At 56.3% G+C, this 19,232-nt stretch carries 17 protein-coding genes and 1 other annotated feature; of the genes, 3 read left to right on the forward strand and 14 right to left on the reverse strand.

Features of this window, described 5'->3' with window-relative positions:
* Positions 1–74: 74 nt before the first annotated feature.
* A complete protein-coding gene (locus AM329_RS18000; protein ID WP_023323917.1) occupies positions 75–1,397 on the reverse strand; it encodes a 6-phospho-alpha-glucosidase in 1,323 nt (440 codons plus the stop codon).
* Positions 1,394–3,016 carry an alpha-glucoside-specific PTS transporter subunit IIBC gene (locus tag AM329_RS18005; protein ID WP_022650091.1) on the reverse strand — a complete coding sequence of 541 codons (1,623 nt, stop codon included), beginning with the start codon at positions 3,014–3,016 and terminating at the stop codon, positions 1,394–1,396. The genes AM329_RS18000 and AM329_RS18005 overlap by 4 nt, the downstream gene beginning before the upstream one ends.
* 222 nt (positions 3,017–3,238) lie before the next feature.
* Here AM329_RS18005 and AM329_RS18010 point away from each other — a divergent pair, with 222 nt between their 5' ends.
* Entirely contained in the window at positions 3,239–3,973 is a 735-nt protein-coding gene (locus AM329_RS18010) for a GntR family transcriptional regulator (RefSeq protein WP_003861087.1), read from the forward strand.
* On the opposite strand, the gene AM329_RS18015 is transcribed toward AM329_RS18010, so the two are convergent.
* The 3 genes from AM329_RS18015 to ibpA all read right to left on the reverse strand — a co-directional run bounded on the left by AM329_RS18015 (position 3,953) and on the right by ibpA (position 6,779).
* Positions 3,953–5,614 (reverse strand): putative transporter, encoded by a 1,662-nt coding sequence (locus tag AM329_RS18015; RefSeq protein ID WP_032608144.1) that lies wholly within the window; start codon positions 5,612–5,614, stop codon positions 3,953–3,955. The genes AM329_RS18010 and AM329_RS18015 overlap by 21 nt on opposite strands.
* Before the next feature lie 189 nt (positions 5,615–5,803).
* Positions 5,804–6,232: a small heat shock chaperone IbpB gene (ibpB, locus tag AM329_RS18020; protein ID WP_003861091.1), complete on the reverse strand. Its 429-nt coding sequence runs from the start codon at positions 6,230–6,232 to the stop codon at positions 5,804–5,806.
* Between the two features lie 136 nt (positions 6,233–6,368).
* A complete protein-coding gene (ibpA, locus tag AM329_RS18025) occupies positions 6,369–6,779 on the reverse strand; it encodes a small heat shock chaperone IbpA (RefSeq protein ID WP_003861094.1) in 411 nt (136 codons plus the stop codon).
* Positions 6,773–6,847: a sequence feature (ROSE (Repression Of Heat Shock gene Expression) occurs in the 5'-region of heat shock genes and acts as an RNA thermometer to modulate expression.), on the reverse strand. Its footprint overlaps the gene before it by 7 nt.
* Positions 6,848–7,094: 247 nt before the next feature.
* Between ibpA and AM329_RS18035 the strand changes: the two genes are divergently transcribed.
* Positions 7,095–7,427 (forward strand): YceK/YidQ family lipoprotein, encoded by a 333-nt coding sequence (locus tag AM329_RS18035; protein WP_003861096.1) that lies wholly within the window; start codon positions 7,095–7,097, stop codon positions 7,425–7,427.
* Here the strand turns inward: AM329_RS18035 and AM329_RS18040 are convergent.
* The 8 genes from AM329_RS18040 to AM329_RS18075 form a co-directional block, all read right to left on the reverse strand.
* Complete coding sequence (locus AM329_RS18040) at positions 7,424–8,653, reverse strand: DUF3748 domain-containing protein (protein ID WP_022650088.1); 1,230 nt, start codon at positions 8,651–8,653, stop codon at positions 7,424–7,426. The genes AM329_RS18035 and AM329_RS18040 overlap by 4 nt on opposite strands.
* A 51-nt stretch (positions 8,654–8,704) precedes the next feature.
* Complete coding sequence (locus tag AM329_RS18045; protein ID WP_015570129.1) at positions 8,705–10,042, reverse strand: MFS transporter; 1,338 nt, start codon at positions 10,040–10,042, stop codon at positions 8,705–8,707.
* A gap of 180 nt (positions 10,043–10,222) precedes the next feature.
* Positions 10,223–11,371 carry a galactonate dehydratase gene (gene dgoD, locus AM329_RS18050; RefSeq protein ID WP_032608143.1) on the reverse strand — a complete coding sequence of 383 codons (1,149 nt, stop codon included), beginning with the start codon at positions 11,369–11,371 and terminating at the stop codon, positions 10,223–10,225.
* Positions 11,368–11,985 (reverse strand): 2-dehydro-3-deoxy-6-phosphogalactonate aldolase, encoded by a 618-nt coding sequence (locus AM329_RS18055; protein WP_003861105.1) that lies wholly within the window; start codon positions 11,983–11,985, stop codon positions 11,368–11,370. Before AM329_RS18055 ends, dgoD begins: the two co-directional genes overlap by 4 nt.
* Positions 11,969–12,847: a 2-dehydro-3-deoxygalactonokinase gene (locus AM329_RS18060; RefSeq protein ID WP_032608142.1), complete on the reverse strand. Its 879-nt coding sequence runs from the start codon at positions 12,845–12,847 to the stop codon at positions 11,969–11,971. Before AM329_RS18060 ends, AM329_RS18055 begins: the two co-directional genes overlap by 17 nt.
* On the reverse strand, positions 12,844–13,533 hold the full coding sequence (dgoR, locus tag AM329_RS18065; RefSeq protein WP_003861109.1) for a D-galactonate utilization transcriptional regulator DgoR: 690 nt from the start codon (positions 13,531–13,533) through the stop codon (positions 12,844–12,846). The genes AM329_RS18060 and dgoR overlap by 4 nt, the downstream gene beginning before the upstream one ends.
* Positions 13,534–13,759: 226 nt before the next feature.
* Positions 13,760–14,572, reverse strand: coding sequence for a sugar-phosphatase (gene yidA / locus AM329_RS18070; RefSeq protein ID WP_023295661.1), 813 nt, complete (start codon positions 14,570–14,572; stop codon positions 13,760–13,762).
* A 113-nt stretch (positions 14,573–14,685) separates the two neighbouring features.
* Positions 14,686–15,711 carry an NAD(P)-dependent alcohol dehydrogenase gene (locus AM329_RS18075; protein WP_032608141.1) on the reverse strand — a complete coding sequence of 342 codons (1,026 nt, stop codon included), beginning with the start codon at positions 15,709–15,711 and terminating at the stop codon, positions 14,686–14,688.
* 114 nt (positions 15,712–15,825) lie between these two features.
* Here AM329_RS18075 and AM329_RS18080 point away from each other — a divergent pair, with 114 nt between their 5' ends.
* Positions 15,826–16,761 carry a LysR family transcriptional regulator gene (locus tag AM329_RS18080; protein ID WP_003861115.1) on the forward strand — a complete coding sequence of 312 codons (936 nt, stop codon included), beginning with the start codon at positions 15,826–15,828 and terminating at the stop codon, positions 16,759–16,761.
* A gap of 33 nt (positions 16,762–16,794) precedes the next feature.
* Here the strand turns inward: AM329_RS18080 and gyrB are convergent, their stop codons facing one another.
* The gene (gene gyrB / locus AM329_RS18085; protein WP_032608139.1) at positions 16,795–19,206 is read right to left on the reverse strand and encodes a DNA topoisomerase (ATP-hydrolyzing) subunit B; all 2,412 of its coding nucleotides are present in this window, start codon (positions 19,204–19,206) and stop codon (positions 16,795–16,797) included.
* Positions 19,207–19,232 lie beyond the last annotated feature (26 nt).

Here is a 19,232-nt window from a genome sequence, read left to right on the forward strand (position 1 = left end):
TGCATGCAGGCTTCAGCATAGCGTAATTCAGCCAGGACAAGGAGACCGGCATCAGGCGATGCCGGTCAGAAAGATTAGTGCAGCTCTGGCCAGTAATCCTTATTCGCTTCAATCAGATCGTCCAGAATCGCCTTCGCCACCGATGCGCTCGGTACGGTTTTCGACAGGGTAATCGCCTGCCAGAGTTTCTGATACGAGCGCTGCTCCCAGGCGTCCACCACCAGTTTTTCCACCGCCACCTGCTGGCTCATGAGCCCTTTCTGGAAGTGCGGAATATCACCCACGGTCAGCGGCTCCGGTCCGTTGTGGCCGACCAGACAAGGGATTTCTACCATCGCGTCAGCATCAAAGTTATGGATAGCCCCATTGTTAGGCACAATCAGCAGCATGCGTTCCTGGGTGTTAAAGGCAATCGCGGTCGCCAGATCGACGATGTACGACGCATGTTCGTCAATTTCCAGTTCACCGGCAGAAGAATGACCGGCTTCGATAATCGCCCGACATGAACTGAATACATGCTTCTCACGGTGATCCATCACTTCATTGGCGCGGGTACGCTCCGGATTGGAATGGGCGACCACATAGTCCGGGAACAGGTAATACTTCAGGTAGGTGTTCGGCATGGTGTCCGGATCCAGCGCCTGTACGTCTTTGGCCTTGGCGAAGGTATCGTTCCAGCTCGCTTCAGTATGCACATCTTCCGAAGGCGGAACATAACCGTTTTTCGCCACGTATTCGCGCAGTCTCGGCATCAGATCGTTGCCGTTCTGATCTTCAATCGACGTCCACCAGCCGAAGTGGTTCAGACCGTAGTAGCGCACGCGCATCTCTTTGCGGTCTTTCAGGCCGACGATTTGCGCCATACGCCCTTCAATGCCGATCGGCATATCGCAGATGTTGAGGATTTTCGCGTTCGGACGCAGGCGGCGCGTGGCTTCCGCGACAATCGCCGCCGGGTTGGAGTAGTTCAACATCCACGCGTTCGGGGAGTACTGCTCCATGTAATCCACCAGCTCCAGCACGCCGCCGATGGAGCGCATGCCGTAGGAGATGCCGCCCGGCCCGCACGTTTCCTGGCCCAGCACGCCGTGGCGCAGCGGGATTTTTTCATCTTTTTCACGCATGGGATATTTGCCAACGCGAATATGCGCCATCACGAAATCCACATCGGTAAAGGCCGCTTCAGGATCGGTGGTGTAACTAAATTCAATCTCCGGCGCCTGCTCCTTAAGGATGATTTTACACGCCTCGGCGATGATCTCCTGACGTGCTCCGTCATTGTCATAGAACTTCAGCGCACGCAGCGGGAAACGGTCACGGTTGGCTAACAGCATCAGGACGATACCAGGCGTGAATGTACTGCCGCCGCCTGCAATAACAACTGAGAATTTTTTCATGATATAGCCTCTGTCAGAGTGGTTTGTTCGTTTGTTAAAGGGGTTTTCATCAGCGATTCCAGCTGGTCGCGCACCTGAGGAACGTGCAGACCGACAATCACCTGTATGCCGTTGCCGCGCCGCACCACACCGTGTGCGCCCAGGGCTTTGAATACGTCATCGCTTTGGGTTTTCGTCATATCCACCAGGGCGATACGCAGGCGGGTGGCGCAGTTATTGATACTTTCGATATTCGCTGCGCCGCCGAGCGCCTGTAAGAACCCAGCGGCCTGTCCGACCTGCTGGCTGGCTGCCGCCGGGGCGGTGGTTTGCCCACGAGCGGCCTTATAGTCGGCCTTGCTGTAGAGCTTGATTTCGCTCTCTTCCCGGCCCGGCGTTTTGAGATTCAGACGTTCGATAAGCGTTCTGAAGACCACGAAGTAGATCCCGGTGAAGCAGAGGCCGATGCCAATCTGGGTGAATACCGTCGAGGCGTGGTTATGGAACATCGGGATCCAGTTTTGCGGCAGGAACTGGTCCAGCAGACCGCCGCCCATGTTCCCCACCACCCCGAAGATATACATCACCGTCGCCATCGTTGCGGCCAGCACGGCGTGGATGGCAAACAGCAAAGGCGAGATAAACAGGAAGGTGAACTCCAGCGGTTCGGTAATGCCCACCAACACGGCGGTAAGCGTGGCCGGGATCAGCAGACCTGCCACTTTGACGCGGTTCTCCGGTGACGCGGTATACCAGATAGCCAGCGCAATACCGACTGAGCCAAACACCTTAGAGTTGCCGTGCAGCGCGAATCCGCCCTCCGGGAACAGCGTTTTCAGCGGCACAGTGCTCTGGCTGAATTCCTGAAGGTGCTGTGCCCAGTAGACCTGAATGCCGCCTTCTACCGCAGCCGGGCCGAAGATAAACGGGCCGTAGACAAAGTGGTGTAATCCGGTTGGGATCAGAATGCGTTCCAGGAAGGTATAAACCCATACGCCCAGCGCGCCAGCGGTACGTAGAAAGGCCTGCAACGACTCAATGCCCATCTGCACTTTCGGCCAGCCCAGCAGCGTCAGCCAGGCGCAGGGGATCATCACGAAGAACGCGAGGATAACGACAAACGAGGTGCCCTGGAAAATCCCCAGAAAGACCGGCAACGGCTTGTCGAAAAATCGGTTGTGGATGGCGGTGACGAGCCCGGAAATGATAATCGCCCCGATGATGCTGGTATCAAGCGTTTTGATTCCGGCAATCATCGCCAGCCCGCTGCCGGCAGTGGGTTCAGCAGAGAAGTCGACGCCAAAGAAGTGGCCCCAGGTCATCCCCATCGCGTTGATAAAATAGTTCCAGGTCAGGAAGCTAATCAGCACCGCCAGACAGGCGCGGCCCTGCGCCTGCTTTGCCAAGCCAATCGGTAAGCCGACAGCAAAAATCAGCGGCATATTACGGAACACCGCCCAGCCGCCCTCTTCGATGATGTGAACAATTTGCGCGAACAGATTATCAGGCGCGGTTAAGGCCTCACCGACAAACAGCGGATTGCGAAGCATGATGGCGATCCCAACCACGATCCCGGCAAAGGGAAACAGCAAAACCGGGGTGAACATGGCGCCGCCAAAACGTTGTATTTGACTGAGCATTTTTAAATCCTCATGAAACAACCTGTAGGGGATAGAGGCCTTTATGGTTTTTTACTGGCCTGAGGTGAGCATAAGAAGTTACTGATGCGGGAACATGGCGTGCCGCTGCGATTCGTGATCGCATTCATGGTTTTAATTTGACCAATCAGGTCTACTTTTTAAACTAAACATGGACAAGTTAAGACGTATTCCACGCTATGATGTGCGCAGAGAGGTCTACTGGTGATCTACAAATCAATTGCCGATCGGCTACGGCTGCGGCTGAATTCTTCGGACTACAACATTGGCAGTCCGTTACCCGGAGAAAAAGCGCTGGCAAAGGAGTTTGGCGTAGCCCGGATGACCGTCCGCAAAGCGCTGGATCTGCTGGTAAGCTGGGGGCTGGTTGAACGTCGACACGGTAGCGGGACGTTCGTGGCGCGCAAAGACGTTCATCATGAAACGACTAACCTGACTGGGCTGGTGGAGGTATTGCGCCAGCAGGGGAAAGAAGTGCAAAGCAAGGTGTTGCAGTTTGAAGTGATGCCCGCGCCGCCCGCCATCGCCAGCCAGCTGCGGATTCAGGTTGATGAGCGGATCTATTTTTCAAGGCGGGTGCGTTACGTGGACGGAAAACCGCTGATGCTGGAGGACAGCTTTATGCCGGTGAAGCTGTTCCGCAATCTTTCCCTGGCGCATCTCGAAGGGTCTAAGTTTGATTACATCGAGAAGGAGTGTGGGATCACCATCAGCGGCAACTACGAGAGCCTGACGCCGGTGCTGGCTGATAAACAGCTGGCCGGTTATATGAATGTGCCGGAACAGACGCCGCTGCTGCGCATCACTTCCCTTTCCTACAGCGACAGCGGCGAGTTCCTCAATTATTCCGTGATGTTCCGGAACACAAGCGATTACCAGGTGGACTACCATCTGCGGCGTATCCACCCGGAAGACTTATTAGCCCATCCCCCAGAATAGCACCGCCAGTAGCTGCGGGGTGATGATGCGCAGAAACATCACCAGCGGATAAACCGTGGCGTAGGATAACGCCGCCGCGCCGCTGGTGGCGTGCAGGTTATTGGCGAACGCCAGCGCGGGCGGATCGGTCATGGAACCGGCCAGCATGCCGCACAGCGTGAGATAGTTCATTTTAGCGAACATACGCGCCAATAATCCGACAGTTATCAGTGGGATAGCGGTAATAAATATGCCGTATCCTACCCAGCTCATCCCTTCGCCGTTCACCAGAGTATCGACAAAATCGCCGCCGGATTTCAGCCCCACCACCGCCAGAAACAGCACGATGCCCAACTCCCGCAGCGCCAGGTTAGCGCTCGGCGGCATAAACCAGTAGAGCTTACCGATGGAGCCGATACGCCCGAGGATAAGCGCCATAATGAGCGGCCCGCCTGCCAGACCCAGCTTCAGTGCTACCGGGAAGCCGGGCACATACAGGGGGATGGAGCCAAGCATGACGCCAAGCCCGACGCCGATAAAGACCGGCAGCATCTGCACCTGCTGGAGTTTTTGCTGGGCGTTGCCCACCATGTCCGCTACGGCATCAATAGATGAAGGACGCCCGACGAGGTTGAGAATATCACCGAATTGCAGGCTGGCATCCTGGCTGGCCACCAGCTCGACACCGGCGCGGTTAAGCCGGGAGATCACCACGTCATAACGCTCTTTAACCTGCAAATCGCGTATTTTCTTGCCCAGAACCTTCTCATTGGTCACTACCACGCGCTCCACGCGCATGTCCGTTCCACGGGTTGAGAGTGAGGTATCCACCTCCTGACCGATCACCAGCCGGGCATTGTTTAAATCCGCCGGTTGCCCTACCAGATGCAGGAGATCGCCGTGCTGAATAAGGGTATCCGGTGAAGGCACCATCAGCGTGTCATCACGTTTCAGGCGGGAACAGATAATGGTCGCGCTGTTCAGAATGGGAACATCCTGAATCGCCATATTGTTCAGATTAGGGTTTTCGACGCGAATATTGATAGTTTTAATGAGCGCATGGCCGTTGGTCAGCGTGCTTTCATGCTCTTTTGCCTCCTGCTCGACGTTAACGCGGAACAGCACGCGCACCAGCCACATCGAGAGCAAAATACCGCAAATGCCAAACGGATAGGCCATGGCGTAGCTCATCCCCATCTGATCGACGACATCAGCAGGGATACCCAGATCGCGCAGAATTTGCTGGCCCGCCCCGAGCGCGGGCGTATTCGTGACGGCGCCGGAGAAGATGCCCAGCACGACGGGCAGCGGAATAGCGAAGAGTTTATGCAGGATCGCGGTGACCAGCCCACCCATCACAACAATGCCGAAGGCAAAGAGATTAAGGCGTAAACCGGAGACGCGCAGGGAAGCGAAGAAGCCCGGCCCCACCTGAATACCGATGGTATACACAAAGAGGATCAGGCCGAACTCCTGGATGAAATGCAGCATATCGGCGCTGAGCACCCACCCAAGCTGGTCGGCAAAATGGCCGACAAAAATCCCGCCGAACAGCACCCCGCCAATCCCAAACCCGACGCCGCGGATTTTGATATTCCCCAGCCATAGCCCCACTACCGCGACAAGGGCCAACACGCTGACGGTTAACGCGATATCACTCATGTTCCACATCCTGTGTATAACCTTAGTTATGATAAGGATTCTCTCAGAGCTGGCGGCGGTTGTATGGGCGATGGCGCACAAAAAAGCCGAAGGTAAACGCAAAACGGTCACCCGAAGGTGACCGTTTTTAGTGTTTGCACCCTCTCCCACAGGGAGAGGGTCGGGGTGAGGGCACCAGCCCGCACACGATTAGCTATTCAACGCCGGGCGTTCGCTAATGGCGATGCGTTGAGGCGCAATGGCTTCCGGCACGTTACGGGTGAGGTCAATGTTCAGCAGCCCGTTAGTGAACGTCGCGCCAGAAACTTCCATATGGTCTGCCAGGGTAAAGCTCAGGCTAAACGGCTGAGTGACAAGCCCCTGATGCAGCCATTTGGTCTCGGTGTCTGGTTTTTCCGGTGACCCTTTCACGGTCAGGCGCGCACCCTCAAGCTGGATGTCGAGATCTTCCTGGCGGAACCCGGCCAGCGCAAGCGTGATGCGGTAGTGGTTATCATCGCTTTTTTCGATGTTGTACGGCGGAAAGGTCTGCTGTTCGGTTGCGCTTTGCAGCGCGTTAGCCAGTTTGTCAAAACCGATCCACTGACGCAGCAGAGGGGAAAAATCATAGTTACGCATACTAAATCTCCTTCTGAGAAGCGAGTTCGGCACAGTTTAATTTTGTGCACAGTTGTACCTGCAAACCCTTGCGGATTCGCATATGCTCCCTTTACGGCAAGCAATTTCAGGTGGGCCGCAGCCGCGACCCGCTTAATTAATTGATTTCGATACGACGCGGTTTTTTCTCTTCCGGAATCACACGTTCCAGTTCGATAAACAGCAGGCCGTTCACCAGGTTCGCGCCCTTGACGTGGATGTTCTCAGCCAGCTGGAACTTGCGTTCAAAGTTACGCTCTGCGATACCCTGGTAGAGGTAGGTTCGTTCTTTCTGCTCGCCCGCATGGGAGCCTTTCACCACCAGCAGATTGTCCTGCGCGGTGATCTCCAGTTCGCTCTCTGCGAAACCGGCAACAGCAATCGCAATGCGATAGTGGTTTTCGTCAACCAGTTCAACGTTGTAAGGAGGATAGCCGTTGCTCTGGCTCTGGTTGTTTTCTAAGTGGTTGAACAGACGATCAAAACCAATGGCAGAACGGTATAGCGGAGAGAGATCGAAATTACGCATAGATAAATGCTCCTGAAATCAGCGAGAAAATGTAGCCTTCCACCATGGACAGGCTTCTGCTTCCCCGAACACCCATCAGGCGTGTCCGTTATCGGGTTACATTCTTAAAATGGGTATGGATACGGCCTTTTCAAGCCTGTTGATGTGAGATTTTTTTGCACTTTGCTGGTTGTCGCATAGACTCAGGGGCACAGCACAAAGGGTTAAATTGCGATGGCGACCACAGTGCGGGAGTTTGGAGCTATCCATTTTGGACGCGCCTCGCTATAACCCTGAGTTGCAGGTCAATGCCGTGCTACTAATGATGACTGAGTGATGATGAGAAATGTTCTGATTAAGCTGGCGACGTTCAGCGGGGTTGTTTTACTTTGCGGGTGTTCGAGCGTGATGTCGCACACCGGCGGTAAAGAAGGAACATATCCGGGGACGCGCGCCAGTGCCGCAATGATCTCTGATGATGAGACAAACTGGGGTACCAAATCTCTGGCGATTCTTGATATGCCGTTTACGGCGGTTGCCGATACGCTTTTGCTGCCGTGGGATATGTTCCGCACCGACAGCTCAGTGCGTTCGCGCGTTGAGAAAAGCGAGCAGGAGACGCTGGCAACCAACTCCGTCATCCCGCCCGCAGCGATGCCTCCACGCTAATTCTGTGCGGTTTCCGTTAGCCACAGCTGGCGGAAACCGTCCTTCTCTTCCATCCATGTAATAAATCGTCCGTCCGGGGAAAACACCACAGCGTCAGCAGACGGCGGATTGCCGTGATCGGAGGTCAAAAACGTCACCTCACCGGTCTGCGCATCGCAGCAGGCAATACGGCTTTCGAGCACAAACCCAAGTGTGCGGCCAGAAGGATGCCAGTTAAAAGCCGACTGAATATCACGCTCAGTGTGGGTCAGCTGGCGCGGCTCGCCGCCCTCAGGGGAGATAAGCCACAGCTGCACAACGCCGTTATCGTCCCGCATTAAAAACGCGACCTGCGTCCCCTGTGGATTGCTGCGCACCCAGTGGCGCGGCACGTTCACCAGCCCCGGATACGCCTTCTGATGGGTGAAGGTAAGGCGGCGTTGCATGACGCCCGCAGGCGGCGCGGGCATTGTATCCGGCGTTCCCTGCAACGGCGCATCGCCCGCTCGTTTCCAGCCCTGCTCGTCTTTGGGAAGATTGACAATAAACAGTTCGGGCACTTTCTCGCCTTTCGCAGACACCGTATCGCCGATAAACGCCAGCCTGTCGTTGCCCACCCAGCCCTCTTCATAGGCGCGGTTGATCTCATCGCTGCCCGGTTTCGGGTTCGGCGTTGTCCGGCTTACCAGTACGCTCCAGAAGGTTCCGGCATATTCCCGCGGATGGTTCCCCTGTGGGTTTACCGGACCACAAGGCGCCGCCACCCCGACGTTACGCAAATCCAGCTGCGGATCGCGCGCGTGCAGCACATGGTCGTTATAGGTAAAGCTGACGAACTGCCCGTTCGGGCTAAAAACGTGAACGTGGGTGCCGCCACGCAGCGCACCTGCCGTGTAAGGCGCGGTGATATCCATCGCATCAAGATTGCTCACCTGACCATTGTGCGCAATCACCCCCTGACGATGGTGAAAATCATACTGCCAGTCTGCATCCGGGTTTTTCGGGCCGTGGATAAAAACATATTTGTCCTGCGCCGGATGAACGGTTACCACGCCAACATGCGCGCCGTCAGTCGCACGGTAGATCGCCTCAACCTCGCCCGTACTAACATTGACCCGCTCAATGGTTTCACCGGTAAACGACGCGCCGGACGGGCGGACATCATAGACAAGCCACTGACTGTCTGGCGTCCAGGTGTTGATGTTGGTGAGCTGGTGGTTGCGGGAAGCGAAGGTGATTTGTTTCATGAAAATACCCTGATGCGCGGTTATCGCATCAGGGTAAAACATCCGAAGGGATTAGCCTACTCGTTTCACGTCGCCGACCAGCAGGATGTAGGAGAGCGCCCCGATCAGCGCCACGGCAGAGATATACACCAGCGCCGGACCAAAGCCGTAGTCCTGCGCCAGGTAACCGATGACCAGCGGCACGGTGATCCCGCCCAGGCCGCCAACGAAGTTAAACACGCCGCCGGTCAGGCCAATCAGACGCATCGGCGCCAGCGACGACACCAGCGACCAGGTGATGGAGGCAAAACCGTTCCCGAAGAACGCTACCGCCATCAAGGTCATGATCCACACCGGATCGTTGGTGTAGTTCGCTCCCATGATGCAGGTAGAGATCAGTAGGCCGCAGATAATAGGCGTTTTACGCGCAACGCCCAGTGAGAAGCCTTTTTTCACCAGTTTGTCCGCCAGCCAGCCCGAGAGCAGGACGCCGAAAAATGCCGCAAGGAAGGGTACGGTGGTCATAAAGCCCGCCTTCAGCGCGGTAATCCCTTTTTCCTGGGTCAGATAGTTCGGGAACCAGGTGAGGAAGAACCACAGCGTGGAAGTCACCGCGAACTGACCCAGATAAACGCCCACCAGCTTACGGTGGAAGACCAGCTTCCAGTCCGCTCTGGTCAGCGGCTGGCGCGCCTCTTTTTTCACGGGCGCATCGCCGTCCACCAGGCCACCGCCGTCGCGGATGTAGTCCAGTTCGGCTTTGGTGATGCTTTTGGTCAGGCGCGGCGGCTGATAGACCTTAAACCAGATTAACGACCAGATAATGCCGATCCCGCCGGTGACGATGAACACCCAGTGCCAGCTCAGTAGCTCCTGGATCCAGATTAACAGCGGCGTCAGAAATGCCAGGCCAACAAACTGCCCGGAGGTGTAAAAACCAACAGCGGAAGCGCGTTCGTGTTCCGGGAACCAGCTGGTCACCATGCGGTTGTTGGTCGGAAACGCGGGCGCTTCAAACACCCCGGTGATGGCGCGCAGGCCAATCAGTGACATCAGCCCGGTGGCGAAGCCCTGGAACAGGGTCGCCACGGACCAGCCAAAAATAGCGATAAAGTAGGTCAGACGCGACCCCACGCGGTCAAGGAACCAGCCACCCGGGATCTGGCAGAGCGTATACAGCCAGGCAAACGCCGAGAAGACGTAGCCCATTTCCGCTTTGGTGATGCCAAACTCTTCCTGAATATGAGCCGATGCCACGGCAAGGTTGGCGCGGTCGACATAACAGATGACCACGGTAATAAAGATCATGATCAGCGTCAGGTAACGACGACGCCCGGTTTTTGCAGCAGTAACTGGAATATCCATCGCAATCTGTCTCCAGATTTTGGGCATAGCGAAGCCGCTCACCATGCCCTGTAATTTACAGAGGGTGTATTTGGTTTTTTTAATTAAAAACGTAAACGGAATGCGCTAAATAATTCGTGCTGGGGGAAGGCGGCAAGTTTTCGCATCCCCGGGAGCATACAAAAGTATGTGACCGGGGTAAGAAAACGCAGCCAACGCATCACCAGCGCGAAGTATGACGCGCATTTACCACTCGGCTACGGAACCGTCTTCATGACGCCACAGTGGGTTACGCCAGTCCGGCGCACATTTACTCAGCTCAATGACTTTGGCTTCGTCGATCTCCACGCCAAGGCCCGGCTTCGTTAACGGTTTAAAGAAACCGCCTTCCATGCTGAAGTCTTCCTTGTTTTTCACAAAGTCGAGCAGCTCCGCGCCCTTGTTATAGTGAATGCCCATGCTTTGTTCCTGGAACACCGCATTGCGCGAGACGAAGTCGACGTGCAGGCAGGCCGCCAGCGCAATTGGCCCAAGCGGACAGTGCGGGGCCAGCGCCACATCGTAGGCTTCTGCCATTCCGGCAATTTTGTAGCATTCGGTGATGCCACCCGCGTGGGAGAGGTCCGGTTGCAGGATCGCAATGCCGCCCGCTTCCAGCACGCGTTTAAACTCGAAGCGCGAGAACATGCGTTCACCCGCCGCGATGGGAATGTGCGTCTGTTCAGCCAGTTTCGGATAGTATTCCGCCTGCTCGGCCAGCACCGGCTCTTCGATAAACAGCGGGCGATACGGCTCCAGCTCTTTAATCAGCACTTTGGCCATTGGCGCGCTGACGCGGCCGTGGAAATCCAGGCCAAACTCAATCTCGTTGCCGAAAGCCTCGCGGATTTGCGCCACGGTGTTCACCGCCCGGTCTACCGCGCGCGAGTTGTCGATAACGCCCATCTCTTCGCAGCCGTTGAGTTTGAAGGTGTCAAAACCGATGTTGCGCAGTTGCCGGATACCGTCGATCACTTCCGCAGGGCGGTCACCGCCCACCCAGCTGTAGGCTTTGATTTTGTCGCGCACCAGGCCGCCCATTAATTGCCAGACCGGGGCATTCAGCACTTTGCCTTTGATATCCCACAGCGCCTGATCAATACCGGCGATGGCGCTCATCAGGATCGGACCGCCACGGTAAAATCCCGCCCGGTACATGACCTGCCACAGGTCGTTGATGCGCGCCGGATCCTGGCCAATCAGGTATTCGCCCAGCTCGTGAACCGCGGCTTCAACGGTGCGCGCACGGCCTTCAATCACCGGCTCGCCCCAGCCAACCACGCCTTCGTCGGTTTCGATTTTCAGGAACATCCAACGCGGGGGTAAACGGTACGTGGTGAGTTTGGTTATTTTCATTGCACTGCCTCTCGATACGCTTTCACAAATGCTGCCGCCTGCTGTGCGGTACGCTCAACGGGCTGTCCGGCACGATAGAGATCGCTGCCCAGCCCGGCGCCCACACAGCCCGCTTTTATCCACTGCACCAGGTTTTCCGGCGTGACGCCGCCCACGGCAAAGACCGGCACGCTGGCGGGTAAGACCGCTTTCAGCGCTTTGATGTAATCCGGACCAAAGGCCGACGACGGGAAAATTTTGAGAGACTGTGCGCCTGCATCGAGGGCGGCAAAGGCTTCTGTAGCCGTGGCGCAACCCGGGCAAACGGTCATGCCGTACTCCACCGCCCGGCGGATCACCTCGGGGTTGATATTCGGTGTGACGATAAGCTTGCAGCCCATCTTCGCCAGTTCATCCACCTGCTCCGGCTGTAATACGGTGCCAGCGCCAATCAGCGCCTTATCACCAAACGCCTTCACAATTGCCGGAATGCTTTTTTCCCACTCCGGGGAGTTGAGCGGGATTTCCACCGCGTCGAACCCGGCGTCGATCACCGCGCCAACGTGCGCTAAGGCCTCACCGGGCGTGATACCGCGCAAAATCGCGATCAGGGGAAGTTCAGTTTGCCACTGCATGAGCGATGCTCCTTATGCCTGCCTGAAATGCCGTGTCGCCTTCCACCGCAGCAACATCCCGTCCGATAGCGTGGAACGCCTGGCGGTAACGAGACGTCAGCGATGAACCCGCGACGAGCGTGATGGCCTGCTGCCCGGCGAACGCGTCGCTCAGGGTGGCGACCTCTGCGCCAATCAGCAGGCCGGACAGAAATTCGCTGACCTGTTCGCGCGGAAGATTTCCCAGCACGTGCGAGGCGCGAACCTCAAAAAGTTGCGGCAAAACGGCAGGGGATGCGATCCCGCGCTCAAGCCCGGCGGCAAACGCTTCCGGCGAAGGGGTCTGCTCCGGCAAACCGGCCCCCACCAGCGAATGCTTAAGCAGCAAGTGGTGCAATTCGCCGGTCATCACGGTGCGAAAGTCATGAATTTGCTCAGCATCCGCCTGGACCCATTTGCAGTGCGTCCCGGGCATGACGTAGACAGAAGAAGGAGAAAGCGTGCGCGCCCCGAGCAGTTGCGTCTCTTCACCGCGCATCACGTTATGGTTATCGTCGCGAGAGACGCATAAACCGGGGATAATCCAGACATTGTCGCCAACGGACGTTAACTGCTCGCCAACGGCAGTGAAATGCACCGGAACCGACAGATAAGGCGAAACCTTCCAGCCTACGTTACTGCCGACCATTCCGGCCATCACCACTGGCGTAGTACCGTCGCGCCAGTTTTGTGTCACCTCTGCTAACACCGCTGCTGGGGATTTACCGTTCAGGCGCGTCACACCTGCTTCTGATTGCCTGCGTTCCAGGCACTGCTCACCCTGGTAGAGCCAGGCGCGCAGATTGGTCGATCCCCAGTCAATTGCGATGTAGCGTGATGTCATGTGATTTCCTTCAACCTTCGTGTCGAGCTGGCGATCATGGTCAGCGCCGCCTGCTCTGCCGCATCGCCGTCCTGATGCCGTATCGCATCGAACAGCGCTTTATGTTCCTGAAGCGTTTTCGGCATGTTGGCCTCATCACCCATCCAGGTACGTTCAAATACTGCTCGCTGTAGCGAGCTGATCGCCACGCTAAGCTGCTGTAACACCGGGTTATGCACCGACTGCAATACCGCCTCGTGGTAGCGAATGTCCGCCTCGTTGAACGCCTCCCGATTCTGGTTATTGGCGATCATGTCGTTTAAAGCCGACTCAATCTGTGCCAGGTCACCTGACGTTGCGCGCTCAGCCGCCCAGCGGGCAATGGCCGGTTCCACCAGATTTCGGACTTCGCTCATCGCGCCGATAAGCCGTGGGTCGTAGTCGTTTTCCAGTACCCATTGCAGAACATCGGTATCGAGGTAGTTCCACTGGTTACGCGGCGCCACAAACGCGCCGCGATAGCGCTTCATTTCAATCAGCCGCTTCGCCATCAGCGAGCGGAACACTTCCCGGATGATGTTGCGCGAGGTTTCAAACTCCTCGCACAGTTCCGCCTCTGCTGGCAGCGGCGAACCGGGAACGTATTTGCCACCCACAATCTGAGTGCCCAGCGTGATGACAATGCGATCGGTTTTATTGAGTGTCATGGAGAGTCCTTGTGCTCTGTAAGTCCATCACTACTTTACCGCGACCGCTGAATTTCGCCTCACTTTTGCAGTACAAACGTGAGGCCTTTCGTCTTTGCCGTGGTGACAATGTAGTACAATCAGTTAATATTGTACTACAATCCAGATCACAAAAAGAACAATCCGATAAATTCAGGGCCAAAAAAAGCCCCGGTAGATAACCGAGGCTGATGATTACAGACAGCTGCTAGGAGAGGACAAATTTCTCGATCGCCCAGGCAACGCCGTCTTCCAGGTTAGATTTGGTCACGAAGTTCGCCACTTCTTTTACCGACGGGATGGCGTTATCCATCGCCACGCCCATGCCTGCATATTCGATCATCGCAATATCGTTTTCCTGGTCGCCCAGCGCCATGATCTCCTCAGGCTTGATGCCCAGCGCATCGGCAAGCGATTTGACGCCCGTGCCTTTATTGACGCGTTTATCGAGGATTTCGAGGAAGTAAGGCGCACTTTTCAGCACGGTGTATTTCTCTTTTACCTCAGCCGGAATGCGTGAAATGGCTTTGTCGAGAACCGCAGGTTCATCAATCATCATCACTTTCAGGAACTGTGTTGCCGGATCCATTTTCTCCGCTTCACAGAACACCAGTGGAATGGTTGCAACGTAGGACTCGTGCACCGTGTAGTAGCTGATATCGCGGTTGGCGGTGTAAAGCGTATTGCGATCGAGCGCGTGGAAGTGAGAGCCCACGTCGCGGGAGAGTTTTTCCAGGAACCGATAGTCATCATAGCTCAGTGCAGTTTGCGCCACCGTGCTGCCATCGGCTGCCTTTTGCACCAGCGCGCCGTTATAGGTGATGCAGTAATCGCCAGGCTGGTTCATGTGCAGCTCTTTCAGGTAACTGTGCACCCCGGCATACGGGCGTCCGGTGGTGAGCACCACGTTCACGCCTTTTTCGCGTGCGGCGGCGATCGCATTTTTAACGGCAGGAGAGATAGTGTGGTCTGGCAGCAGCAGCGTGCCGTCCATATCGATTGCAATGAGTTTGATGGCCATGGGGTCCCCGGGATAAATGAGTGCTACCTCATGCTAACGCGATTAAGCACACAAAAATAGAGCTACCTTGCGCAACAAAAAGCCCCTTTTACGTTTATTCCGGGAACGGGAACTCACTCGCGGGTGAGAACGATTTTGCCAAACGCACCGCGATCCAGATGCTCAAGCGCCTGTTCCAGCTCGTCAAAGCGGTAGCGATGCTCAATCACCGGTTTTAACTCCGTGACATCAACAGCACGGACAAAATCTTCCAGCGCCCGGCGGTGTCCAACCCCAATCCCCTGAATGACGGGGGATTTCAGCAACAGCTCGCTTGCAGGCAGAGAAATTTCTGTCCCGGCCAGCACGCCAATGACCGATATCCGCCCATGAACGGCAACGGCGCGCAGGGAATGTCTCAGGTTCTCCCCACCCACGGTTTCGATAATATGGTCGATGCCGCGATCCTGCGTCAGTGCCAGCGTATTTTCAGCCCAGTCGCCTTTCAGTCGGTTGATGCCCTGGCTGGCCCCCAGCTTTTTGGCCCGCGCCAGTTTTTCATCACTTCCCGAGGAGACAAACACCTCTGCGCCGTGCGCTTTTGCTATCTGCAAAGCGAATAGCGCCACACCGCCCGTCCCTTGTACCAGCACCGATTGCCCGGCGCGTAAATGACCGCGCTCCACCAGCGCGAACCATGCGGTAAGCCCCGCGCAAGGAAGCGTACTGGCCTCAGCGTCATCCAGGCTTTCCGGGGACGCCACCAGCGCGTTTTCACTCACAACCACATATTCGGCCAGCATGCCCTGGAAGTATCCACCGGACGTTTTATAGGGCAAATCGCGCGCGTCTGCCTGCGGCTTGCCGTCGATCCATTCCGGGAAGAAGGTTGAGATGACGCGTGCGCCGGGTTTGAAACGCGTAACGCCTTCACCGATGCTGTCCACCACGCCTGCCATGTCAGATGCTGGGGTAAACGGGAAGGAAAGCGGAATCGGCATCGTGCCTTCAATCACCATTTTATCCCGGTAGTTGAGCGCAACGGCATTTACCCGTACGCGGACCTCACCCGGGCCTGGCTGTGGAACAGGCTCCTGAACGAGCCTGAGGCTTTCACGACCAAGGGCATCCATTGACCAGCGTTGCATTGTTGCTGTCATTTTTTTCTCCTGTCATCAGATGATTGTTCAGTTCTGACAGTCTACCGTTGACTCAGCGTCACCAGTGGCGATAAGTTTTCCCTTCATTGATGACCAAATTGATACAATTCGTCCATGACCGATACGCTGAAAGATATTCCCGTTTTCGTTGCCTCCGTTGAGGCAGGAAGTTTTGCCCAGGCCGCCGTCCGTCTGCATTTGTCGCGCTCGGCGGTAGGAAAAAGCATTGCTCGTCTTGAAGAGAGGCTGGGGGTTCGTCTGTTTCATCGGACCACCCGCAGCCAGAGGCTGACCGATAACGGCGCGCTTTTTTATGAACGCTGCCTGCGCGCGCTGGAAGAGATCCGTGGCGCTGAATCGCAGCTTGAAACCGGAAAACATCAGGTCAGCGGTCGGCTGCGTGTTGCCATGCCGGTGCTGTTTGGTCGCCAGTGTATCGCCCCGCTGCTAATAGAGCTGGCGCAGGAGCATCCCGGGCTTGAGCTTGAAATGTCCTTTAGCGACCGCATCGTGGATCTTGTGGAAGAAGGGTTTGATATGGCGGTGCGCAATGGCACCCTGGCTGACAGCGCCGTGCTGGTCGCCAGAAGGCTGGGAGTGCACCGAATGGTTCTGTGTGCCGCGCCGGATTATCTGATTAAGAATGGCCAGCCGCAAAGCGTTGATGATTTACGCCAGTATACGGCCATTAACTACACGCGTGCGGGCAGAGTCTTACCCTGGCAGCTGATGGATTACGATGGCACGTCGCGCACGTTTATTCCCCGCTCATCCCTCAATATGGATGATTTGCAGGCGATCTGCGACGCGGCGCTGGCCGGCCACGGTATTGCATGGTTACCCTGCTGGATGGTCATCAAAGAAATTCATCAGGGAAATCTTGTCCCGCTCTTTAAGCAGGCCCCGGATGTACGCTTCGACGTTCATGCCGTCTGGCAGCAGACGCCACACCTGCCGCTAAGGGTAAGAATTGCCATAGATATGCTGGTCAAACGTTTACCGGCAGTGATGTCGCTGGAGTTTCCTGCGTCCATAAAAAAGCCGCGCTAAAGCGCGGCCAGTTATGTTGTCGTAAAGCGACGATTAAATATCGATATTCGCCGCCTTCAGGGCGTTCTCTTCGATGAAGGCGCGACGTGGTTCAACCGCATCGCCCATCAGGGTCGTGAACAGCTGATCCGCTGCGATTGCGTCTTTAACGGTGACGCGCAGCATGCGACGGCTTTCCGGATCCATGGTGGTTTCCCACAGCTGATCCGGGTTCATTTCGCCCAGGCCTTTATAACGCTGAATAGAGAGGCCACGACGGGACTCTTTTACCAGCCACTCCAGCGCCTGTTCGAAGCTGGTTACCGGTTGACGACGCTCGCCACGTTCGATGAACGCATCGTCTTCGATCAGACCACGCAGCTTCTCGCCGAGGGTGCAGATACGGCGGTATTCCGGACCGGTAACAAACTCGTGCTCAAGCGGGTAGTCGGTATCGACGCCGTGGGTACGCACGCGAACAATCGGCTCGAACTGCTGCTCAGCGTTCTGCTGAACGTCGAACTTCCACTGGCTGCCGTGCTGCTCTTTCTCGTTCAGCTCGCTCACCAGGGTGTTCACCCAGCGGGTGACGGTCTGCTCGTTGCTCAGATCGGCTTCGGTCAGGGTCGGCTGATAAATCAGCTCTTTCAGCAGCGCTTTCGGATAGCGACGCTCCATACGGCCAATCATTTTCTGCGTGGCGTTGAACTCGGAAACCAGACGCTCCAGCGGCTCACCGGCCAGCGCTGGCGCGCTGGAGTTTGCGTGCAGGGTCGCACCATCAAGGGCGATCGCGATTTGGTACTGATCCATCGCGTCGTCATCTTTAATGTACTGTTCCTGCTTGCCTTTTTTCACCTTGTACAGCGGTGGCTGCGCAATGTAGACGTGGCCGCGCTCAACGATTTCCGGCATCTGACGATAGAAGAAGGTCAACAGCAGCGTACGGATGTGCGAGCCGTCGACGTCCGCATCGGTCATGATGATGATGCTGTGATAACGCAGTTTGTCCGGGTTGTACTCGTCGCGACCAATGCCGCAGCCGAGCGCGGTGATGAGCGTCGCTACTTCCTGAGAAGAGAGCATCTTGTCGAAGCGCGCTTTCTCAACGTTGAGGATTTTACCCTTCAGCGGCAGAATCGCCTGGTTCTTGCGGTTACGGCCCTGCTTTGCAGAACCGCCCGCGGAGTCCCCTTCCACAAGGTACAGTTCAGACAGCGCCGGGTCGCGTTCCTGACAGTCAGCCAGTTTGCCCGGCAGGCCTGCCAGGTCCAGCGCGCCTTTACGACGGGTCATTTCACGCGCTTTACGCGCCGCTTCACGGGCACGCGCCGCATCGATAATTTTACCCACCACGATTTTCGCGTCGGACGGGTTTTCCAGCAGGTATTCGCTCAGCAGTTCGTTCATCTGCTGTTCAACCGCCGATTTCACCTCAGAAGAGACCAGCTTGTCTTTGGTCTGTGAGGAGAACTTCGGATCCGGCACCTTCACGGAGACCACGGCAATCAGGCCTTCACGGGCATCGTCACCGGTGGCGCTGACTTTCGCTTTTTTGCTGTAGCCTTCTTTGTCCATGTAAGCGTTCAGGGTACGGGTCATCGCCGCGCGGAAGCCCGCAAGGTGCGTACCGCCGTCGCGCTGTGGAATGTTGTTGGTGAAGCAGTAAATGTTTTCCTGGAAACCGTCGTTCCACTGCAAGGCCACTTCCACGCCGATACCGTCTTTTTCAGTAGAGAAGTAGAAGATATTCGGGTGAATTGGCGTTTTGTTCTTGTTCAGATACTCAACGAACGCCTTGATACCACCTTCATAATGGAAGTGGTCTTCTTTGTTGTTGCGTTTGTCGCGCAGACGAATCGACACGCCGGAGTTCAGGAACGACAGTTCACGCAGGCGTTTCGCCAGAATGTCGTACTCGAATTCGGTGACGTTGGTGAAGGTTTCAAGGCTCGGCCAGAAACGCACCATGGTACCGGTTTTCTCGGTATCGCCCGTGACGGCCAGCGGCGCTTCAGGCACGCCGTGATGGTAGATCTGACGGTGAATTTTGCCTTCGCGCTGGATAACCAGCTCCAGCTTCTGCGACAGGGCGTTAACTACGGATACGCCTACGCCGTGCAGACCGCCGGAAACTTTATAGGAGTTATCATCGAACTTACCGCCTGCGTGCAGAACGGTCATGATGACTTCCGCCGCGGAGACGCCCTCTTCCGGGTGAATACCGGTTGGGATGCCACGACCGTCATCGGTAACGGACACGGAGTTGTCCGCATGGATCGTGACCACGATGTCTTTACAGTGACCCGCGAGCGCTTCGTCGATAGCGTTATCTACCACCTCGAATACCATGTGGTGCAGACCGGTGCCGTCATCCGTGTCGCCGATATACATACCCGGGCGCTTACGCACCGCATCCAGCCCTTTCAGGACTTTGATACTGGAGGAGTCATAAGAATTCGACATCAACGTTTCTCGCTCATTTCAACTTG

Origin of the sequence: Enterobacter cloacae complex sp. AR_0002 (assembly GCF_001922365.1) — a bacterium.
In the GTDB taxonomy this organism is placed as follows: domain Bacteria; phylum Pseudomonadota; class Gammaproteobacteria; order Enterobacterales; family Enterobacteriaceae; genus Enterobacter; species Enterobacter hormaechei_C.